This window comes from Sphingobacterium sp. xlx-96 (genome assembly GCF_011007365.1).
GTDB lineage: Bacteria > Bacteroidota > Bacteroidia > Sphingobacteriales > Sphingobacteriaceae > Sphingobacterium > Sphingobacterium luzhongxinii.
This window is the reverse complement of record NZ_WFKM01000010.1, coordinates 259,307-277,970: the sequence shown is the minus strand read 5'-3', so window position 1 is coordinate 277,970 and position 18,664 is coordinate 259,307. Positions and strand designations below refer to the sequence as shown.

The following is an 18,664-nucleotide window of genomic DNA, read 5'->3' as shown; positions in this document are numbered from 1 at the left end:
AACAATACGTAAAATATTTTGGATTTCATAACGTTGGTTTAAAGCGTTTTTAACCTTTTACTCTTTCAAACTCTTGATAAAAGTAATGTTCGGGCTTTACATTCTGATACAGGAAACCGTAATGTTATCTGGTTTAGACATACAAATTAGGGGAGGAGTGAAGGTATGCCGGAGGATCGGCGTCTATAATTCACAAAGTTGATTTGTATCCTGTTGTATTATAGTGGTATAAATGTTATATTTATGTATTCATAAAAAAAGCTCCGCGCCAGCGGTTTATAATTGGTTTTAAAAAAAGGCAGCCCTTGCGTCCTAGCGAGGGCTATTTTGTGTTGAGCGTATTTTATTCATATTAGCCATGTTCTCTGGCTATTGGAAATTGCATCTTTCCAAAGAGATGCAAGCGAATATGTTACACCACCAAAAGTTCTAGGTAAATCTACCTAACATAAATTCCTATCATCTTTAGATAGCTTCAAAGCAAATGCTGAACCGGCCAGTTTGATTCGTGCAATTTGGAATCCCCAGGTAGCAAACTTATTTTTAAGGAGCTTAGCTCTTTATCGGCATCATAACTGCTACACCAACTATTTTCCGTATCTTCAATCTATGTACATTCCCTTCGAGCAGGTCACCGTCAAGCTATTCCACGAGCTCGTAGCACGAGGGTACAAGCACTATGTGCTACAGCGTTTCAGTTGGCCATCCGTGGCCAAGGGGACAGGTTTCCTGCTGTCGGCTTACGAGAATTTGGAGGATGCCGATAGACATGCCGCACAGCTCGATGCCAAGGAGGGCAAGGCCTTACATTTGCCTGACGGAGCAGTCAAGATTGCCGACTTGCTCGAGGTTAATTCCGGCTATCGGTTATTTCTCAATAAGTTCAAGGACGAAAACTGGAATACACGCATGCTCAAGTGGTACGAAAAGAATATCATCAACTACCTGCGGATTAAAACCCGCTTCCGTAGCAAAGATCCCATCGATATCCTTTTCACACTCGAATCGGGGAGGGTATGGGCGACCATCAGCTCTGGCGACAAAAAACTAAAAGTCCCCGCCATCGATCTTATCCAATAAATTCTTATCTCCCAACCAAAAATCACTATATTAGTGATGAGCTAAGTACGTTCATTTGTAGCTAGGTAACTCGATAACAAGTTAACTTGATAACAAGATAACAACATCACTAGATAACAAGATAACAACATCACTAGATAACTCGTTCACTTGATCACTAGATAACTAAATAAAAAAACATGTGCTGGGACATATCACTCCATACCGACATTGAGCTCGTCAAGCGATCCTATCCACAGATCCGCGACGAGCGCAAGAAGATCGATTACGACTACAGCTATTTCGAAAATGTACAGGCCATCACCTTTCCCCGATATCCCATTATCTACAAAGATAAAGAGGGGACAGGTCTAGCCCTCGCCGAGATGGAGTGGGGCGTACTGCCTACCTATATCCAAGACCCCAAGTTGCAGACCGACCGCCGGCGCAATATGATCAATATACGCAGCGAGCGAATCCTCGACGACAAGAAGTCCTACTGGTACCGCCTGCGCAAACAGCGCTGCCTTATCCCCGTATCCGGCACCTACGAACACCGCGCTATACAAGGCTGGAAAAAGAAAGTACCCTATTACATAGGCGAGCAGGGGCGTGATCTCTTTTATATCCCTGGGCTGTACCAATGGCACGAGGTCGTAGACGAAGACGGTGTTATCGAAAAGGTAGGCAGCTTCGGTATGCTGACACGCGCTGCCAACGATGTTATGGCCCATATCCATAACGACGGGCCCAACAAGCATCGCATGCCCCTATTCCTACCCGAAGATCTAGAAGAGCACTGGCTAGAAGATATCGAAGACGACGACATGCAACCCATTTTCCATTACGAGATACCCACTGCACAGCTCCTGTACCACCCCGTTTATACATTGCGGGGCTATCCCGCGCGGCCCGACGGCAAGCACCGTTACGAAGCCTACGACTGGCCAGGACTACCCGTATTAGGCAATGATATCCCCGATGACAAGAGCCTGTTTTAAAAGAGGTACATATTACCAGAAAAAAAAAGCGTATATTAGTACTAAGTAAGTATAAAGAAAGATGACAACGTTAACCATTCATATAGAAAACAAAAAATCTGAGAAAGCAATAAAGGCAGTCTTAGACGCCCTGGGCGTGGTATATGAAGAGCAAGGTAATAGCGAAGAATATCCACAGCACGTCGTGGATGGCGTAAACATGGCCAAGGAAGAGATGCAGGCAGGCAAAGTAAAAGCGTACAATGGCCTTCAAGCTATACTCGGCAAATAGGTGCCTGTGTCGTTAACAGTCCAATATACCGATACCTTCGAATACACACTCAAAGTCCTTGTTGATTTTCTAGACGAGCATTGGGGTTCCAAAGTTTCCAATCGATTCCTTCTTGAAGCCGAAGATGTCATAAAATCCATAGCAGCATTCCCTACAATGTACAAAGTATCCTCTTTTGATGCTAGCGTTAGGGTAGCTCCAATAAAAAAGTTAAGTTCATTATTCTATGCAGTATCCGATTCAAATATTACGCTCCTTTATATAGTCGATTCAAGACAAGAGCCATTTTGGATCAATCACCACAGTCATACATAGCGGTAGGCAGTACAGGCAGTACTACATCACGATAATCAACCGATACTCCAAAAAATCACTATCCCAGTTATCGATAGCATCGCTGATGGATAGCAATTCATCCTCAGCCAGCGGCGTATCAGACACTCTATTCGGTACTTTTCGCAAAGGCACAAAAGCTTTCTTTCCAAATGAGCGAAGCAGATATCGGTATCCCTTGTCCTCCAGGTATTTCAGTGTGTTCAGGTCCATACTATTCGATTTAGTCCTGTAACAAATCAAACTTTCATTTGTTTTTATGCTAATAATATTAGTAAAATTGTACTATGAACATCTCGATATACCAAGTAGCACCCAGCAGCGATAGGTTGATCCCCTATATCGCCAGCGGCATCAGTGCAGGCTTTCCCAGCCCTGCGCTCGATTACGAAGACCTACGTATCGATCTGAACAAGGAGCTGATCAAACATCCGCTGTCCACCTTCTTTGGCCGTGTGCGGGGCAATTCCATGCGCGACGCCGGTATCGATGATGGCGACATCATGGTCATCGACAAGAGCCTAGGCCCCAGCGATGGCATGATCGCCGTCTGCTACCTCGATGGCGAGTTTACGGCCAAGCGCATCCGCATACAGCAGGGGCAGGTACAGCTCGTACCCGCCAATCCCGATTACCCCGTTATTACCGTTACCGCCGACAATGACTTTGTCGTGTGGGGCATCGTCACGTACATCATCAAGCCCGTATAGCCATGTACGCCCTCATCGACTGCAATAACTTTTACGCCTCCTGCGAGCGCGTCTTCCGGCCCGACCTGAATGGCAAGCCGATTGTCGTACTCAGCAACAATGATGGTTGTGTCATCGCCCGGAGCAATGAAGCCAAGGCCTGTGGCATCCCCATGGGCGCACCCGCCTTTCAGTACCAGGAGCTCTTCAAGCAGCACGGCATACAGGTCTTCTCGGCCAATTTCCCGCTGTATGGCGATATGAGCCAGCGCGTCATGAGCATTCTGGGGCAGTACTGCATCGAGCAGGAGATCTACAGCATAGACGAGTGCTTTATGAAGCTCGATGGCTACGATTATATCGACCTCAAAAGTCACGGCGAGCAGATGCGCGAAGAGGTGTACCGCTGCACCGGTATCCCCATCTCGGTAGGTATAGCACCCACCAAGGCACTGGCCAAGGTAGCCAACCGTATCGCCAAGAAATACCCCAAGGAGTCCAAGGGATGTCATGTTATGCGCACACAACAGCAGATCGACAAAGCACTGAGATGGCTCGATGTCGAAGATGTATGGGGCATAGGGCGCAAGCATGCCGTTAGGCTGTTCCAGCTCGGTATAGATACCGCCTACGACTTCGTACATATGGACCCCAAGTGGGTACAAAAGCATATGTCCATCGTAGGGCTGCGGTTGCAGCGCGACCTATCGGGCGTACCCACCTTAGATCTGGAGGAGACCGCTGCCAAGCAGAATATCGCCACCACCCGTAGTTTCGATAATAATCTGAGTGCGTACGAGCCCATCCGCGAGCGCGTAGTCACCTTTGCCGCCTCCTGCTCGGAGAAGCTGCGCAAGCAGCATAGCCGTTGCAGCTCCATAACCGTATTTCTCCAGACCAATAGACACCGCCAAGACCAGCAGCAGTACAATCCCAGCATCACGGTCGACCTGCCCTTTGCGAGCAATTCTGCCATCGATCTAGGGCGCTATGCCACCATTGCACTCAGGCGTATCTACCGCGAAGGCTATGGGTACAAAAAGGCAGGCGTTATTGTACAGGACTTAAGTCCCGAAGCTTCCGAACAGGCTACGTTATTTAATCATCGGGACACACGCCATGATGCGTTGATGCAAGCTTTTGACAAGATCAACCGGCAGTATGGGCAGAACAGCGTACGGCTGGGAGCACAGGGCCAGCGCATGTGGCGTATGAAGCAGGAGCGGCTGTCACCTCGGTATTCGACCGATATCAAAGATATTATCCATATACAGCTTTAGTAGACAAGCTCCACTACGGTGTTTTGTACAATATTTATCTATAAATATTGTGTTTTTATACAATATTGTTTGGTTTGTTGATATATTTCAAATATCTTGGATGAGAATTAATTATGCATATAAAAGAGAACTTTACCAAAGGGCTAAGGGTTTATTGTGGCCAAGAGACTTGATTCGATTAGCTAAAGTTTTAAACGTGAAAATGTATTGATTTTATTAAAAAAGATAAAATATATTATATTTAAATTAATCAATTAAACTAATACGTCAATCAATTAAACATATTAGTATATAACCTAAAAACATCAACTTATGAGAGTCATTTTACTATTTTTAATATTACCTTTTTATTGCTTTGGTCAGGAACGTTCAACTGGGTTGAATGTGCAACCAACATACTCTGATGTGCTCTATTTAATGGATTTAGTAGATAATGTCGGGAAAAGCAAAGGTTTAAAAAGAGACGGATATCAAAAGTCAATTATTCAAATTTTAGAAAAGTACAGAATTGATATTAATAAGGAAACAATAAATGATCCCTTTTTGGGTGAAATTATATCTGCTGCAAAAACAAAAGTTGAAGAAACTATAGTTGATGGTACATTTCAGAAAGATGATAACTCAAATAATACAAAGGCGATTGCTCAAAAAACTCAATCAATTTCACCATCAATTGGTTGGGAAGCGGCAACAATTAACGGTTTATCCAATTTTATGGCAAAAAGATTTAAGCAAGAAACGATCTACTATGGGCTTAATCAAATTTTTGACCAAATCAGTGAGCGAAAAAAAAAGATATTTGAAGCATTGCTTCCAGTAAGTTATAATGAAATTGTGCAATTAAGAAATAATGGAAGCTATTATAGTGCTGATCTTATTTTTTTAAAGAAGGTAATTGAAGGTGATCTTCAAAAACTTGATGAAAGGATTGCTACTAATGCAAGTATCATATTTCCAAAATTACCTACAGAAGGTTTAGATGCCTTAAAAATAGCCGGACAAGTCCACTCCAATTTAAAACATAATGTGTCGTTTCCCGACATATTTAGGAAGTTAAATTCCGAAAGTTATAATTTAGATGAGTTTAGTGACGCAATGGCTATAAACTATTTAATTTCTGAAGCACTTAGAGATACTTTAGGTAGCAATAATACGTGGGTAGACATCACGTTTCTTATGGGGAATCCATTAAGTAATAAAAAATCTAGATATTTTTATGGATTATTGAAGGAGCAGTTAAGGGATTTTGTGAATGGAGGTACTTTAAATATACAAGTTGCCAAAATTGAAAAGTTAGTATCAATTTATAGTGATTTTAGGGCGATAGATAAATTTTTAAAAAGCTATAATTTTCAGTTAAACAAGGAACAGAGTTTACAATTGCTAGGGTTGATTAATTCATCATTATTAAATTATTTAAAGCAGGCAAAGAGCTTAAATTTGTTTAGTATAGACTCGGGATATTTGGAGTTAATTAATACTTATTATGATGTAGTTTACCCTTTGCAAAATGGAGAATATCAAAAGGGAATAGTAATAGTTCTTCAAAAGTTTAAAGATTACTTACCTGAAGAGTCTGATAATATATATAGAAGAAATATAATCTTCGCTCTTCAGTTAGCTGAAACAAAAGATGCTACCGATATGGAAGCTTTATTAGAATCATATGCTTTACCAATAGGAGGAAGTTCTATCAAACGAAAAAGCAAGCTTAATGTCAGTCTGAATGGATATGTAGGCTTTACAGGAGGTAAGGAAACTGCCTTAGGGTCTAAAAACCAAACAAAAAATAATATCGGCTTAGCTGCCCCAATGGGTGTCTCAGTAACTTTTGGAGGAAATTGGACTGCATTTGCAAGTATTATAGATTTAGGATCTATTGTTAATGTAAGACTTCAAAATGATACGACGTCTTTTACGAATCTAAAGTTTGAACAATTCTTTACTCCTGGGATAGGCTTGTATTACAATTTATCTAAAAGTCCCTTTACTTTTGGAATGCATTACAATTATGTGCCAAATCTCAGAACGATTAAAGTAGACAATGGCCAAGCATCTATAACCGAAACTCAGGTATCTGTGAATAGATTAAACTTATCGTTATTAGTTGATATCCCATTTTTTACACTGTTTAATAAATAATTATCCTAGTTAAGTGAATTTTATCCTGTCCTGTGTTGAAATAGAGCTATTTATCGGGAAAGGTAAAATAATGTGCAACAAAAACCGAATTCCGGGTATAATATCTCTAGACAGATATTTATAATTATTATGAAGCAATTACTTTACATGCATAATGCATAGATGTAACCTTTGCTATGAATCTGAGGACGCCAAACTATAGAAACTTAATACGTTTTTTAAATGAAGATACTTACCAAGTATATCTGTAATAGGACATTCATGTGGCCTATCTGATCGGACTATGTTTAAGGAGGTTTTTGAGCATCATAATTGTAAATCTATCAAGATTTTCCATTATCAACGGCCAGACGTATCTACAGATTTCCATGAAAAGGTCGTTGATATCGGACGGCATTTTAGTAACAAAGGAATGATGCGTCAGTTAATTGTAGAATTCAACGATAAAAACGCACTTTCACAGAATTAGCAAAGACAAATTAAGTAGTTATTTGCATTAAGGGTTGAAAAGATGCCCTTAATGCAAATAACTACTTAGCAAGTAAATAGCCATTATGCATTCAGTTCACTTCAACTGGTATAGCTATCTTAACATCGATTTGCTGTTTTACAGGTGTGTAAATATCAATATCTACATCAGGTGATTCAATAGAGATGATTAGACTATATCGTATTGTGTTGTCATAGCGTTCTAACTTTTTCCTTGTCTTCCACCAACCTGAGGTAGGATATACAGCAATCCTGTTTCGAGTAGCAAGATCCGCCGCAGTACCTTCCCAGCTATCTTTATGAATAGATCCTTTATTACGTATATGTTCTCCCAGCTGCCATTCTTTTTCGCCTCCCTCTTTTTCATAGTCTTCCTCTCTCATCTGGGCGCTGATCCGTCCAGCAAAGGCAGCAGGTGACTCACCGGTTCCTATCATTTTAAACCTCAAACCGAGCGACATATAATTATTAGCTTTTGCATACCTCTTGTTTCCTGGGTTAGGTTCTATAAAATAGGATAATGTAACTGTAAGTTTGACGGGGGTATTCATTAGCTCGCCAAGGGCATCTACAGGCCAAGGCAGGTTATACAAATGAAATTCATTGGTTTTTACTTTAGAGTCCTCTAGTTTGTATGGAGTGAAAGATGCCTCACTTACAAGTGTCAGCGAGTCTGAGGCAGACTTCATTGCACGATCCAGATTAGGTACACCATAGCCAACTGTTTTTAGCAGTAAAACCTTTTCTTCAGCAGAAAGTGTTTTGATGTCTCTATGCTCAAGCATAGCAGCTGTCCAACTGGCAGAATGTACCATTAGGGCTCTTATTGTCTCCGCCCAAAGATCAGGATACACCACATAGAGTTGTGCCGCAAATCGACTAGCTAGAGCGGTAGCTGCGCTCGTATCGCCAAATGAAGTAAACCATTTATTTAGGTCAGCGCCTTTACTCGTAGACAGTAGCATCAGCGAGTCTGGGTATATCAGGTTATCATATTGTAGTCCCATATTGCCACCTTCCATTACAATGTCAGGCTTATTTGGCCAATCGTTTTCCCAAGAGTGCGCAGTACAGCTTCCTGGACTCAGCGTCCCTTTTTTTGCAAGCGAATAGGCATCAGGAAAGACTATAGTGTCTATAGTATCCATATCTGTATATGCGCCTACTGTTAATGCGTTAAAAGCCTGTGCAGGTTCATTTATACTCTCTTCCCGATTACTTAGTGGATAGTTTACCCTTGCTTCATCGTCTAGGTTTCCTGCCGACACACATATCAATGGAGCATAGTAAAGATAATCTGTCCCGTTATAACAATATTGGTCCAAAGCCGCAGACCACGAAGTAGGTGAGCCAAGATGGGCTGCTTCATGAGATGTAACTGCCATACAGACTACTCTTTTATGATCAAAATTAATAGTTATAGCTCTATCCATAGCTTCCTGTGTGACTACACCATAGTTTAATGGATCATGTGGCTTTGCAGGACTTATTAATTTAACACTTTCTAGATGATGGAATACCTCGATATTATGCGGGCTAGCCAGAGCATCTGTAAGATTTCCGTACAGAATCAACCCGGCCATAGGTGTACCATGACCATTTCTTCCTCCGGTATCTGCTGTGCCAGCTTCAGGAATAATTGTATCCAGATGATGTTCGGGAATGAGATTTTCCAATAGGGGATGGGCTCTATTTACACCCGAGTCGAGTAAACAAACTGATATTTTGCTTTCATTACTTTTATTTCGAGTACGAGCAATTAGATCATCCACCCAGTCCGCCTGTTCTATTTTGTTTAGTTCCGTGAAAAAATCACTCGTATCCTTTGGTTTTCTAAGCTCAGCCAGTTTATTACAATATAGAACTGATGAAGAGAGCATCTCGGCTGTTCCTTTTATAAGGCCCACACTATGTTCAGGGAATCTAATCCATTTATCCCCAATTTCTATACCGTAGGGTGCACATATAGCATTTAAATAATCCGATTCATTACCGATATCCTTATTGTCTATCCATATTTCCCACCACACCATTTGATCTGGCTCAGGAAAAGGATATTGGGACTCTTGCCAAAAGCTCTTTAAGGTCGCAGCTTTGATATCCCCAATATTGGAAAAAAGTGTGTTAAATTGGGGCGTACGAACAGCTTTGCCTTTGCTCTGTGGCGTATATTCATTCAGGAATTTGTCTATCTTATTCAAAAAATCCTCGATACCATCTTTGGAGACAAAGAGCCCTACTTGATACACCGTTTCCGCAGGAAGGATATCCTCTTGTAATACTTCCTGTTTACGGACATATGCAATACGATAGATTTCTTTTACACCATCAAATTTGTCAATATCAATCTCAAAGTTTATTGCCGATGTGAGCTCGATATAGACAAAATCCTGTTCAGCTTTTCCGCTTTTAAAATCATCAATAGCCTCATTAAAGCGAACTTTTACAAAGTTTCCTTGTTCTTCTCTATTAATAGTACTTCGAGCCATTACATTTGGTCCACCTTTGCTATTAGATGTATAGGGACTGGCATCGTAAAACCGACCATCTAGGAATAGATGATCCAGTGTATTTTCGGTCATAATTAAGTTTAAGAATTAGCCCTTTAATAAGGATTCTTCCTAGCCTCTACATAATTGAGCAACTTTTCTTCAGATACAGAGCCTACTCCATAAACCAAATAATCTTTGATCACATCCGTTACTACACGATGTATATCAGCAAAACTCAATCCGATAGCATGTTGCGCTATCTTTTGTATGTCAATTGTATAAGGTAGGTTAACCCCAGTTAATTCTAATTCAAATAATTGGCTTATTTCCTCTTCAGTAGGGAGAGGAAATTGGATAATATCATCAAAACGCCTGAATAGCGCTTTATCCAACATTTCCGGAAGATTCGTTGCAGCGATGATCAGGCTTCGAGAGTTATCCTTTTCAATCTCCAGCAAAAAGCTATTCAACACTCGTTTTATTTCGCCTACTTCATTGCCCGCATTTCGAGATGTACCGATACTATCAAATTCATCGAAGAGATACACCGCACGAAAATCATGCATAGCCTCAAATACCAAGCGAAGTTTAGCAATAGATTCACCCATGTACCGGCTTATCAAGCCGTCTAGGCGAATGATGAATAGCGGCAAGCCCAGTTCGCTAGCGAGTACATGTGCACTCATAGTCTTTCCGCAACCAGGGGCTCCAGTAAATAGCATCTTTTTACGAGCCTTAAGGCCATGACTCTCCAGTAGGTCGATCTTGCGTTGCTCATCCAGTACACGTTGTAACGCGTTGAGTACATCCTCCGACAAAACCATGTCTTTTAACTTTACTTCTGGACGTACAAGCTCTAATAAATCATTTAGTTCCTTTTGAGCCGTATTGACAGGTAGCTGTTTGATCAGTACAGTATCCTTGCTCTTTGTAAGCTTGGCTTTATCGATTAGCTTCTTTAATTCTTCAGCCAATTGGTTGTGTCCTTGGCGGGCTTCAGCAGCGGCTATCTGCATAGCTGTGGCATAGAATCGACTTTCATCGCCTTCTCCAAATGAACGTATCAAGCTCTTTATTTGTTCTGCTACTGCCATTGTCAAATGTTACGTGCTACTAAAAAGCACTATTTTTGTTATTTGCAAACCTACATAAATTCGCCTTTATCTTCAATATAATTGCGTCATAATATAAAAGCGAATTTTGTAGCTCTCCTCAGCCGATTAATTTTTTTATAGAGGAAATATACGAAATAGTTGAGTTCTATTAAACTCATTTAAGTTTACTTAATAAATTTAAGCAAATTGAAATCAATATACAAGAGTACAGTATACTAATTTCAATTTGCCTAATTCTCCGTCGCCTTCCGGTATATTAACACCTTTTGTCTATTACAGGTTTAAAATCTTTTTTTAGTTTATTGTAATTTTCTAAAGTAAAGCTTACTATTTCCGAAATGACTTTTTCCCTATGCTCAATGTCAATCATAAGGAAAGTATTTTCTTTGCTAAATTCATTTAATTTCACATCCACACCTTTGATGTTATCCCATTGTGAAGTACTCATATTACCTAAAGTAAGGCCTTTGGAATCACTTACGATCTGCATCGAGTTACCGTTCAGAACAAAACTAAGGATTAGCATATGCGTAGATTTTCCTTTACTATGTGCTACTTTGGTGATACTTTCCGGATCTGGTCTATATCCTACATTACAGTTTTCCAGTTGCTCCAAAGCATAGGCCAATTCGTTAAAAAAGTCATCTATCGTATGCCACTTTACATGATTGAATATCGGAGCCATATCTCTTGTGAAAAACTTGTCACTATTTTCTAGGTCCCAAGCAATATCAATCTTATCCGAAATTATAGCTTTATTCTTTAAAACCTGAGGAACCTCACTCGTCAGTTTTATCACCAGTTGTCGATATTGTCGGATGTCAGCACTTAATTTAGGAGAGGTACTACCAATCATTGCAGCACACTGCTCCAACCAATTACTGATATCATCTATATAAGAGATCTTTTTTGGTTTCATTGGGAGCATTCCGGTACTCTTATCTGTAGGAGAATGACCAGCTAGCGTCAAGTACGCTACTTGAATAACATTTAGTTTGAGGCCAGTCTCTTTATCATTCTTGTTAATGCCTGTAGCTACCGTATTATAATATCTTTCCAGTTGCCCTTTATAACCCTTTTTTAAAATTGACTGCTTTACAAGATCTTCTTCATCCTCGTTATGATTACTGTCACCGGCATAAATCTTGTTTTCGACGATGATAGCATCACTATCATTATGGATTAATATATCGATATACTCAAACTCTTTTCTTACCTCATAGTTGGTATAGTCAAATTCTATATTCAAGACCTGCTCCAAAAATAGTTTGAAAAACATGTCACCTACATTGTGAGACTCCTTCGGGTCTAGCAAAAACGCAAGAAATCTAGAATGTAGACGTGTTTCATCATCTTCTCTATGTAGAACAGAAAAAATATTGTACTCCTTTGTTTGCTTTATCAGTTGTTGTTCAAAATAGGATTTAAGATCATTCATCGGCTATAAATTATAATGTTTATTTGATTGGGAGCAAAGATAGTATAGTTATTCGTACTAGCGCCAATCATCAGTATTGTATTTTTATACAATATTATTTGATTCATTATTAGATTTCAAGTATCTTGGAGGAGACTTGAATGGGCATAGTACAAACCAGACAGGCCAAATAATTTACAGTAAATAATTATGGAAATATCAGTAGAATATATTCAGAAAGTAGCTCTTTGGACTGGCGATATCCTCTGCTTCAAAACCACGAGGAATGCCGCTTTTCCTGTTTGTTAAAAGCATTTAATAATTACTATATTTACTCGAAAAATTACCTAAGTATAAATGCTTAACCAAAACCCAGAACAAATAGCTCGAGATCGTATCGATGAAATGTTACGTCAAGCGGGATGGGCAGTACAGTCAAAAGATAAAATCAACTTCAATGCTGCAAAAGGCGTTGCGGTTCGTGAATATACCACCTCTGTAGGTCCTGCAGATTATGTACTTTTTGTCAATCAAAAACCTGTAGGAATTATAGAAGCCAAAAAAGAATATGACGGACATCGTTTAACCGTAGCTGAAGAGCAATCCAAAGGATATGCAGAAGCACAATTAAAATTCTTTAAATCTGCCGAAGCCATTCCTTTTGTGTATGAAAGTACGGGAACCATCACCCGCTTTACCGATTATCGTGACCCAAGCGCACGTTCTCGTGAGGTGTTTCATTTTCATAAACCCGAAACCTTATTCGAGTGGGTAAAGAAAGATAAATCCTTACGTGGTCGTCTACATGATATTCCAGTATTAGATAAAACGGGTTTACGCCCTGCTCAGATTATGGCAATTAATAATCTAGAGAAATCCTTCAAGCGAGCAAAACCTAAAGCCTTAATTCAAATGGCTACGGGAGCTGGTAAAACATTTACAGCTGCGACGTTTATTTATCGTTTGCTGAAATTTGCTAAAGCAAAGCGTATTCTCTTTTTAGTGGATACCAAAAATTTGGGCGAACAAGCCGAGCAAGAATTCATGGCATTTCAGCCGAATGACGATAACCGCAAGTTTACTGAACTCTATAATGTTCAACGGTTAAGCTCCAGTTATATAACTTCAGATAGTCAAGTATGTATTTCTACCATTCAGCGTATGTATTCTATTCTACGCGGGGAGGAAATGGATGAAAATGCCGATATAGAAAATCCCAACGAACAATCCTCTTGGTTACAACAAAAGTTGGCCAAGAAAGAAGCTATTCCTGTGGAATACAACGATCAAGTTCCGATAGAACAATTCGATTTTATTATAATAGACGAATGTCACCGTTCCATTTACAATCTTTGGAAACAGGTATTGGATTATTTTGATGCTTTCTTGATAGGTCTAACAGCTACCCCAGACAAACGTACTTTCGGTTTCTTCAATGAAAATGTGGTGAGTCAATACACCTACGAAGAATCGGTATTGGATGGCGTGAATGTACCGTATGAGGTATATAGCATCGAAACAGAAATTTCTCAACAAGGTGGATTGATTGAATCGGGTTGGTTTGTAGATCGTCGGGATAAACTCTCTCGTGCCAAACGTTGGCAACAAGAAGACGAGGATACCGAATACAAACGCAACGACTTAGATAAGGCCGTGGTGAATGTATCGCAAATTCGTACTATCATCAAAGAATACAAACGTGTTTTGGAGCAGGTGATTTATCCAGACCGTTGGAATGCCGACCGTACAGATTACGAAGTGCCTAAAACCTTGATATTTGCCAAAACAGATTCTCACGCAGACGATATCATCCATATTGTCCGTGAAGAGTTTTGCGAAGGCAACGAGTTCTGTAAAAAAGTAACCTACAAAATTGATGAAGACCCCAAATCGGTGCTGAATCGTTTTCGAAACGATTACAATCCACGTATAGCCGTTACCGTAGATATGATTGCTACAGGGACCGATGTAAAGCCATTAGAGGTTTTATTGTTTATGCGCGATGTAAAAAGTATCAATTACTTCGAGCAGATGAAAGGGCGTGGTACACGTACCATCAATGCCGATAAATTGCAATTGGTGAGTAAACAAGCGCGTGTCAAAAATCATTTTGTGATTATTGATGCCGTAGGAGCAACGAAATCTAAGAAAACCGATAGCCGCCCGCTAGAGCGTAAACCTACGGTTGCTTTGAAAGAATTATTAGGTGCTGTAACGATGGGGGTAGCCGAGGAAGATGTGTTTCTTTCCCTAGCCAACCGTTTAATTCGTTTGGATAAACAAATCAGCGAAAAAGAAGAAGCCAGGTTAATGGAGTTATCTGGAGGAAAAAGCTTAAAACAAATCACCAAAGAATTGATTACGGCTTTTGATCCCGATGCGATAGAAGCCGCTGCGCAACACATCATACTTCAAACACCTATTGAAGAGAGGTCACCTTTGTTGGTAGATAAAGCTCATGAACAAGCACAAGAAAACTTAATTCGTCAGGCTTCTTTGAGCTTCAATGGTGAATTGAATGAATACATCGACAATGTACGCAAGCAACACGAACAAATCATCGATCATATCAATATCGACACGGTATTAAATTCTGAATGGGATACAACAACCATTGATAAAGCAAATGCTTTAGTACAAGATTTTGAAGAATACTTGCGTGCCAACAAAAGCGAAATCAAGGCCTTATCGATTTTCTTTGATCAACCGTATCGTAGAAAGGAAATCACCTTTAAAATGATTAAGGATTTGATGGAGAAGATACGTTTAGAAAAGCCGATATTTGCACCTTTGCATATCTGGGAAGCCTATAAAAATATAGGAAAAACCCATAGCGATGCGCCCAAAGATGAGCTGACTGCTTTAGTATCACTGATCCGTGCTGTATGTGGTATAGATAGCGTACTAAAGGCCTTCGACAAGACGGTGGACGATAACTTTAAGCAATGGATATTCGCTCAAAATGCAGGACAGCACAACCGTTTTACAGCCGAGCAAATGGATTGGCTCCGTATGATTAAAGAGCATATCGTGAATTCGTACCATCTGGAAATAGACGATTTGGATTACAACCCCTTTGATGTACACGGTGGACGTGGCAAAATGTACCAACTCTTTGGCGACGACATGCAAAACATTATTAACGAATTAAATGAAGCTTTAGCAGCATAATGAGAGAAGATTGGGTAGAATGTACTTTTGAGGATATTACTTCAAATCTAAAGAGAGGACCTTTTGGTGGTGATTTGAAAAAAGAAATGTTTGTTGAATCAGGCTACAAAGTATATGAACAACAACATGCAATAAATAATGATTTTTCTATTGGGAGATATTACATTAATGAAGAACATTTTAATAATTTAAAGGCATGCGAAGCTTTATCAGGAGATTACATAGTTAGTTGTTCTGGAACTTTAGGTAAAATAGCTCGTATTCCTCAAAATTCTCCAAGAGGTATAATTAATCAAGCATTACTTAGAATTAGAATTGAAGAAAAATTGATTAATCATAATTATTTTATTAATTTTTTTAAATCAAGTCATTTCCAACAGAAAATCTTGAGTGATACAAGAGGTTCGGGTATGCAAAATATGGCAGGAATAAAGGAAATAAAGCCTATTAAATTATTCCTCCCACCACTTCCCGAACAACGTGCCATTGTCAAAAAGATAGAAGCCTTGTTTTCTAGTTTGGACGCGGGTATTGCCGACCTTAAAAAAGCACTCAACCAACTCAAAATCTACCGCCAAGCCGTTTTGAAAAAAGCCTTTGAGGGGGAGTTGACGAAAGTTTGGAGAGAAAATAAAACAGATTTACCAACTGGGGAGGAGTTGTTAGCTCAAATAGAAGAACAACGACAAGCATTCTATGAAAAACGAATAAAAGATTGGAAAGAAGCTGTTGCTATTTGGGAAAAGAAAGGAAAGAAACCTACAAAACCTAAACCTCTTGCTAATTTTCAAATGGACACTCCTCATATTGTTAATAATAGACTTAATATTAAAATAGGAAATGTTTATTCGGTTTTTATAGGTTCAACTCCAAGCAGAGGTATTAAGGAATATTGGGAAAATGGTGATGTTAAATGGATATCAAGTGGTGAAGTAGCGTTTAATAAAATTTATGATACTAAAGAAAAGATAACACAAAAGGGATTACTTAATACTTCTACATCTTTACATCCTGAAGGTACAATTGTTTTAGCAATGATTGGCGAAGGTAAAACTAGAGGTCAGGCAGCAATACTAAAATCAGCAGCTTGTCATAATCAAAACACAGCAGCAATTAGAATGCTTGATAATCATACTGTACCTGAATATTTATATTACTTTTTTGTTTACAACTATGAGAATAGTAGAAGAATAGGCTCTGGTAATAATCAAAAAGCATTAAACCAGGAAGTTATAAATAATTTAGTTATACCTTTTTGTTCATGCGAAGAACAAGCCCAAATCGTCAAAGAGATCGAATCTCGTTTATCGGTTTGTGATGCCGTAGAGCAGCAAATAAAAGATAGCTTAACCCAAGCAGAAGCTTTACGCCAAAGTATTTTAAAGAAAGCATTTGAAGGAAAGTTGTTATCAGAAGCAGAAATTCGAGCTTCTCAACAAGAAGCCGATTACGAGCCAGCTTCGGTACTGTTGGAGAAAATTAAAGCAGAGAAAGAAGCCAATAAACCAAGTAAGAAAACGAAAAAGAAGTAGTAACCATTTATGGAAAGTAAAGATATATTTAAACCCGATAATAAAAGCATACAACAGATATTTAGAGATACAGATGCTTTTTATAATATGCCTATTTATCAACGTCCTTATTCTTGGGATAAAGAACGTGTAGAGCAATTATGGTATGATATAGTAGAAGCGTATAATAATCACACTAATGATACTTCTCAAGATAGCAACTACTTTTTAGGATCGGTAGTGGTAGTAAAAAAAGATAATGGTTACGAAGTAGTAGATGGTCAACAGCGTTTAACCACATTAACTATTTTATTTTGTACACTACGTGATTTAGGTTTAGAGTTATTACCTAAATATAAAGCATTAATTAATGCTTGTATCAAAGATGACATCGAGGATAAAGACCGTTTAATATTAACTACACATCTTAACAACCAAGCAAATTTTGAAGAAACGGTTATAAATGGCATTAACTTTTCTGCATTAAAAAAGGATATTACTAACAATAGATTTCTTCAAAATACATTTTACTTTAAAGAGTTAATTCAAAATTCTCAAAATCCATCAGACGAATATTATATTGAAAACTTCAATTCTTTTATTGAATACTTTTTCAATAATGTTACGCTCATACGTATTGTTTGTTTTGACGAAGGTTTTGCTATTAAATTGTTTTCAGTTTTAAATGATAGAGGGTTAGATTTAACTCCTGCTGATATCATTAAGGCACATTTGCTGCAAAATTTAGATGAAACCAAGCGAGTTAGTTTTGTAGAAGTATGGAAACGTATTGAGACTACTGCGGAGCTTTCGGGCGAGTCTGTACAAAGTATATTTAGTCTTTATTTATATTATCTAAAAGCAGAAAACCCACGCAGAGCATTACAAGATGAGTTAAAAGAACAATTCAAAGGGAAAAATACTCAACAAATAATTTTAGATATAGAAAAGTATGCTAAAGTTTTATTGGAGATTAATAACGATACAAAAGACAAAAACATTTCGCTTTTACGCTATCTAAATCACAGTATATATTGGAAAACGATATTGGCAACAGCATTGCATACAAATTATTTGTATACCGATGAGTTGAAATCGGTAATTAGAAAATATTACTATCAAAGTTGGATAGCCGGAGGTACATTAAATAGAATTAAGCAAACATCTTTCAATATTATCAAAGCAATTAAAAGAAATGAACCTGTTGATGTAATTATTGATTTGATAAAAGAAAATATAAGTAAGTATGAATCCTACGAAGTATTCCTTGATAATGAAAGCTTATATTTTAATAATTGGCACAAGCCACTTTTGTTAGCAGTAGAATATTTTGAACAGGACGATAGAGAGTTTATTCCAATTACTAGAGAATTACATACAGAACATATTCTACCAAAAGAGTGGAATCGTGAAGACTTAAAGTGGAAAGATACTTTTACAGAAGATAAAGCAATTCGTCTATTAAACTCATTAGGCAATCTAACAATATTATCAGGTACTAAAAACATTCAAGCTAGTAACCGTAATTTTTCTGATAAACAAGAAATTTACAATGGTAAAGGTATAGATGGAAAAACTTCGTTTGAAATTACGAAAAGAGTGCTTGAAGAAAACACAATTTGGGACGAAAACACCATAAATAGCAGAGCTGAATGGCTAAAAGCTAGAATTAAAACTATTTTCACAATTTAATA

General features: G+C 38.6%; 15 protein-coding genes. 11 read left to right on the top strand and 4 right to left on the bottom strand.

Features of this window, described 5'->3' with window-relative positions; all coding sequences use genetic code 11:
* Positions 1–609 precede the first annotated feature (609 nt).
* From G7B20_RS13950 to G7B20_RS13935, 4 genes are all read left to right on the top strand, one after another.
* Positions 610–1,080, top strand: a complete 471-nt coding sequence (locus G7B20_RS13950; RefSeq protein ID WP_164112022.1) for a hypothetical protein — start codon at positions 610–612, stop codon at positions 1,078–1,080.
* A gap of 179 nt (positions 1,081–1,259) precedes the next feature.
* Complete coding sequence (locus tag G7B20_RS13945; RefSeq protein ID WP_164112021.1) at positions 1,260–2,060, top strand: SOS response-associated peptidase; 801 nt, start codon at positions 1,260–1,262, stop codon at positions 2,058–2,060.
* A 61-nt stretch (positions 2,061–2,121) separates the two neighbouring features.
* A complete protein-coding gene (locus tag G7B20_RS13940; protein WP_164112020.1) occupies positions 2,122–2,331 on the top strand; it encodes a DUF2683 family protein in 210 nt (69 codons plus the stop codon).
* A 6-nt stretch (positions 2,332–2,337) separates the two neighbouring features.
* Positions 2,338–2,646, top strand: a complete 309-nt coding sequence (locus G7B20_RS13935; RefSeq protein ID WP_164112019.1) for a type II toxin-antitoxin system RelE/ParE family toxin — start codon at positions 2,338–2,340, stop codon at positions 2,644–2,646.
* A gap of 21 nt (positions 2,647–2,667) precedes the next feature.
* On the opposite strand, the gene G7B20_RS13930 is transcribed toward G7B20_RS13935, so the two are convergent.
* Positions 2,668–2,877, bottom strand: a complete 210-nt coding sequence (locus G7B20_RS13930; RefSeq protein WP_164112018.1) for a hypothetical protein — start codon at positions 2,875–2,877, stop codon at positions 2,668–2,670.
* Positions 2,878–2,951: 74 nt separating this feature from the next.
* Between G7B20_RS13930 and G7B20_RS13925 the strand changes: the two genes are divergently transcribed.
* From G7B20_RS13925 to G7B20_RS13910, 4 genes are all read left to right on the top strand, one after another.
* Positions 2,952–3,374, top strand: a complete 423-nt coding sequence (locus G7B20_RS13925) for a LexA family protein (RefSeq protein WP_164112017.1) — start codon at positions 2,952–2,954, stop codon at positions 3,372–3,374.
* A 2-nt stretch (positions 3,375–3,376) separates the two neighbouring features.
* A complete protein-coding gene (locus G7B20_RS13920) occupies positions 3,377–4,633 on the top strand; it encodes a Y-family DNA polymerase (protein WP_164112016.1) in 1,257 nt (418 codons plus the stop codon).
* 312 nt (positions 4,634–4,945) lie between these two features.
* Positions 4,946–6,775, top strand: coding sequence for a hypothetical protein (locus G7B20_RS13915; protein ID WP_164112015.1), 1,830 nt, complete (start codon positions 4,946–4,948; stop codon positions 6,773–6,775).
* Between the two features lie 283 nt (positions 6,776–7,058).
* On the top strand, positions 7,059–7,244 hold the full coding sequence (locus tag G7B20_RS13910) for a hypothetical protein (RefSeq protein ID WP_164112014.1): 186 nt from the start codon (positions 7,059–7,061) through the stop codon (positions 7,242–7,244).
* A 91-nt stretch (positions 7,245–7,335) separates the two neighbouring features.
* On the opposite strand, the gene G7B20_RS13905 is transcribed toward G7B20_RS13910, so the two are convergent.
* The 3 genes from G7B20_RS13905 to G7B20_RS13895 form a co-directional block, all read right to left on the bottom strand.
* The gene (locus G7B20_RS13905; protein ID WP_164112013.1) at positions 7,336–9,846 is read right to left on the bottom strand and encodes a S8 family peptidase; all 2,511 of its coding nucleotides are present in this window, start codon (positions 9,844–9,846) and stop codon (positions 7,336–7,338) included.
* A 23-nt stretch (positions 9,847–9,869) separates the two neighbouring features.
* The gene (locus tag G7B20_RS13900; protein ID WP_164112012.1) at positions 9,870–10,850 is read right to left on the bottom strand and encodes an AAA family ATPase; all 981 of its coding nucleotides are present in this window, start codon (positions 10,848–10,850) and stop codon (positions 9,870–9,872) included.
* 277 nt (positions 10,851–11,127) lie between these two features.
* Positions 11,128–12,309 (bottom strand): PD-(D/E)XK nuclease family protein, encoded by a 1,182-nt coding sequence (locus G7B20_RS13895; RefSeq protein ID WP_164112011.1) that lies wholly within the window; start codon positions 12,307–12,309, stop codon positions 11,128–11,130.
* Positions 12,310–12,645: 336 nt separating this feature from the next.
* Here G7B20_RS13895 and G7B20_RS13890 point away from each other — a divergent pair, with 336 nt between their 5' ends.
* The 3 genes from G7B20_RS13890 to G7B20_RS13880 are packed head-to-tail and all read left to right on the top strand — an operon-like array spanning position 12,646 to position 18,662.
* Complete coding sequence (locus tag G7B20_RS13890; protein ID WP_164112010.1) at positions 12,646–15,459, top strand: DEAD/DEAH box helicase family protein; 2,814 nt, start codon at positions 12,646–12,648, stop codon at positions 15,457–15,459.
* The gene (locus tag G7B20_RS13885; protein WP_164112009.1) at positions 15,459–16,991 is read left to right on the top strand and encodes a restriction endonuclease subunit S; all 1,533 of its coding nucleotides are present in this window, start codon (positions 15,459–15,461) and stop codon (positions 16,989–16,991) included. Before G7B20_RS13890 ends, G7B20_RS13885 begins: the two co-directional genes overlap by 1 nt.
* Before the next feature lie 9 nt (positions 16,992–17,000).
* Positions 17,001–18,662: a DUF262 domain-containing protein gene (locus tag G7B20_RS13880; RefSeq protein ID WP_164112008.1), complete on the top strand. Its 1,662-nt coding sequence runs from the start codon at positions 17,001–17,003 to the stop codon at positions 18,660–18,662.
* The last annotated feature ends 2 nt before the right edge of the window (positions 18,663–18,664 follow it).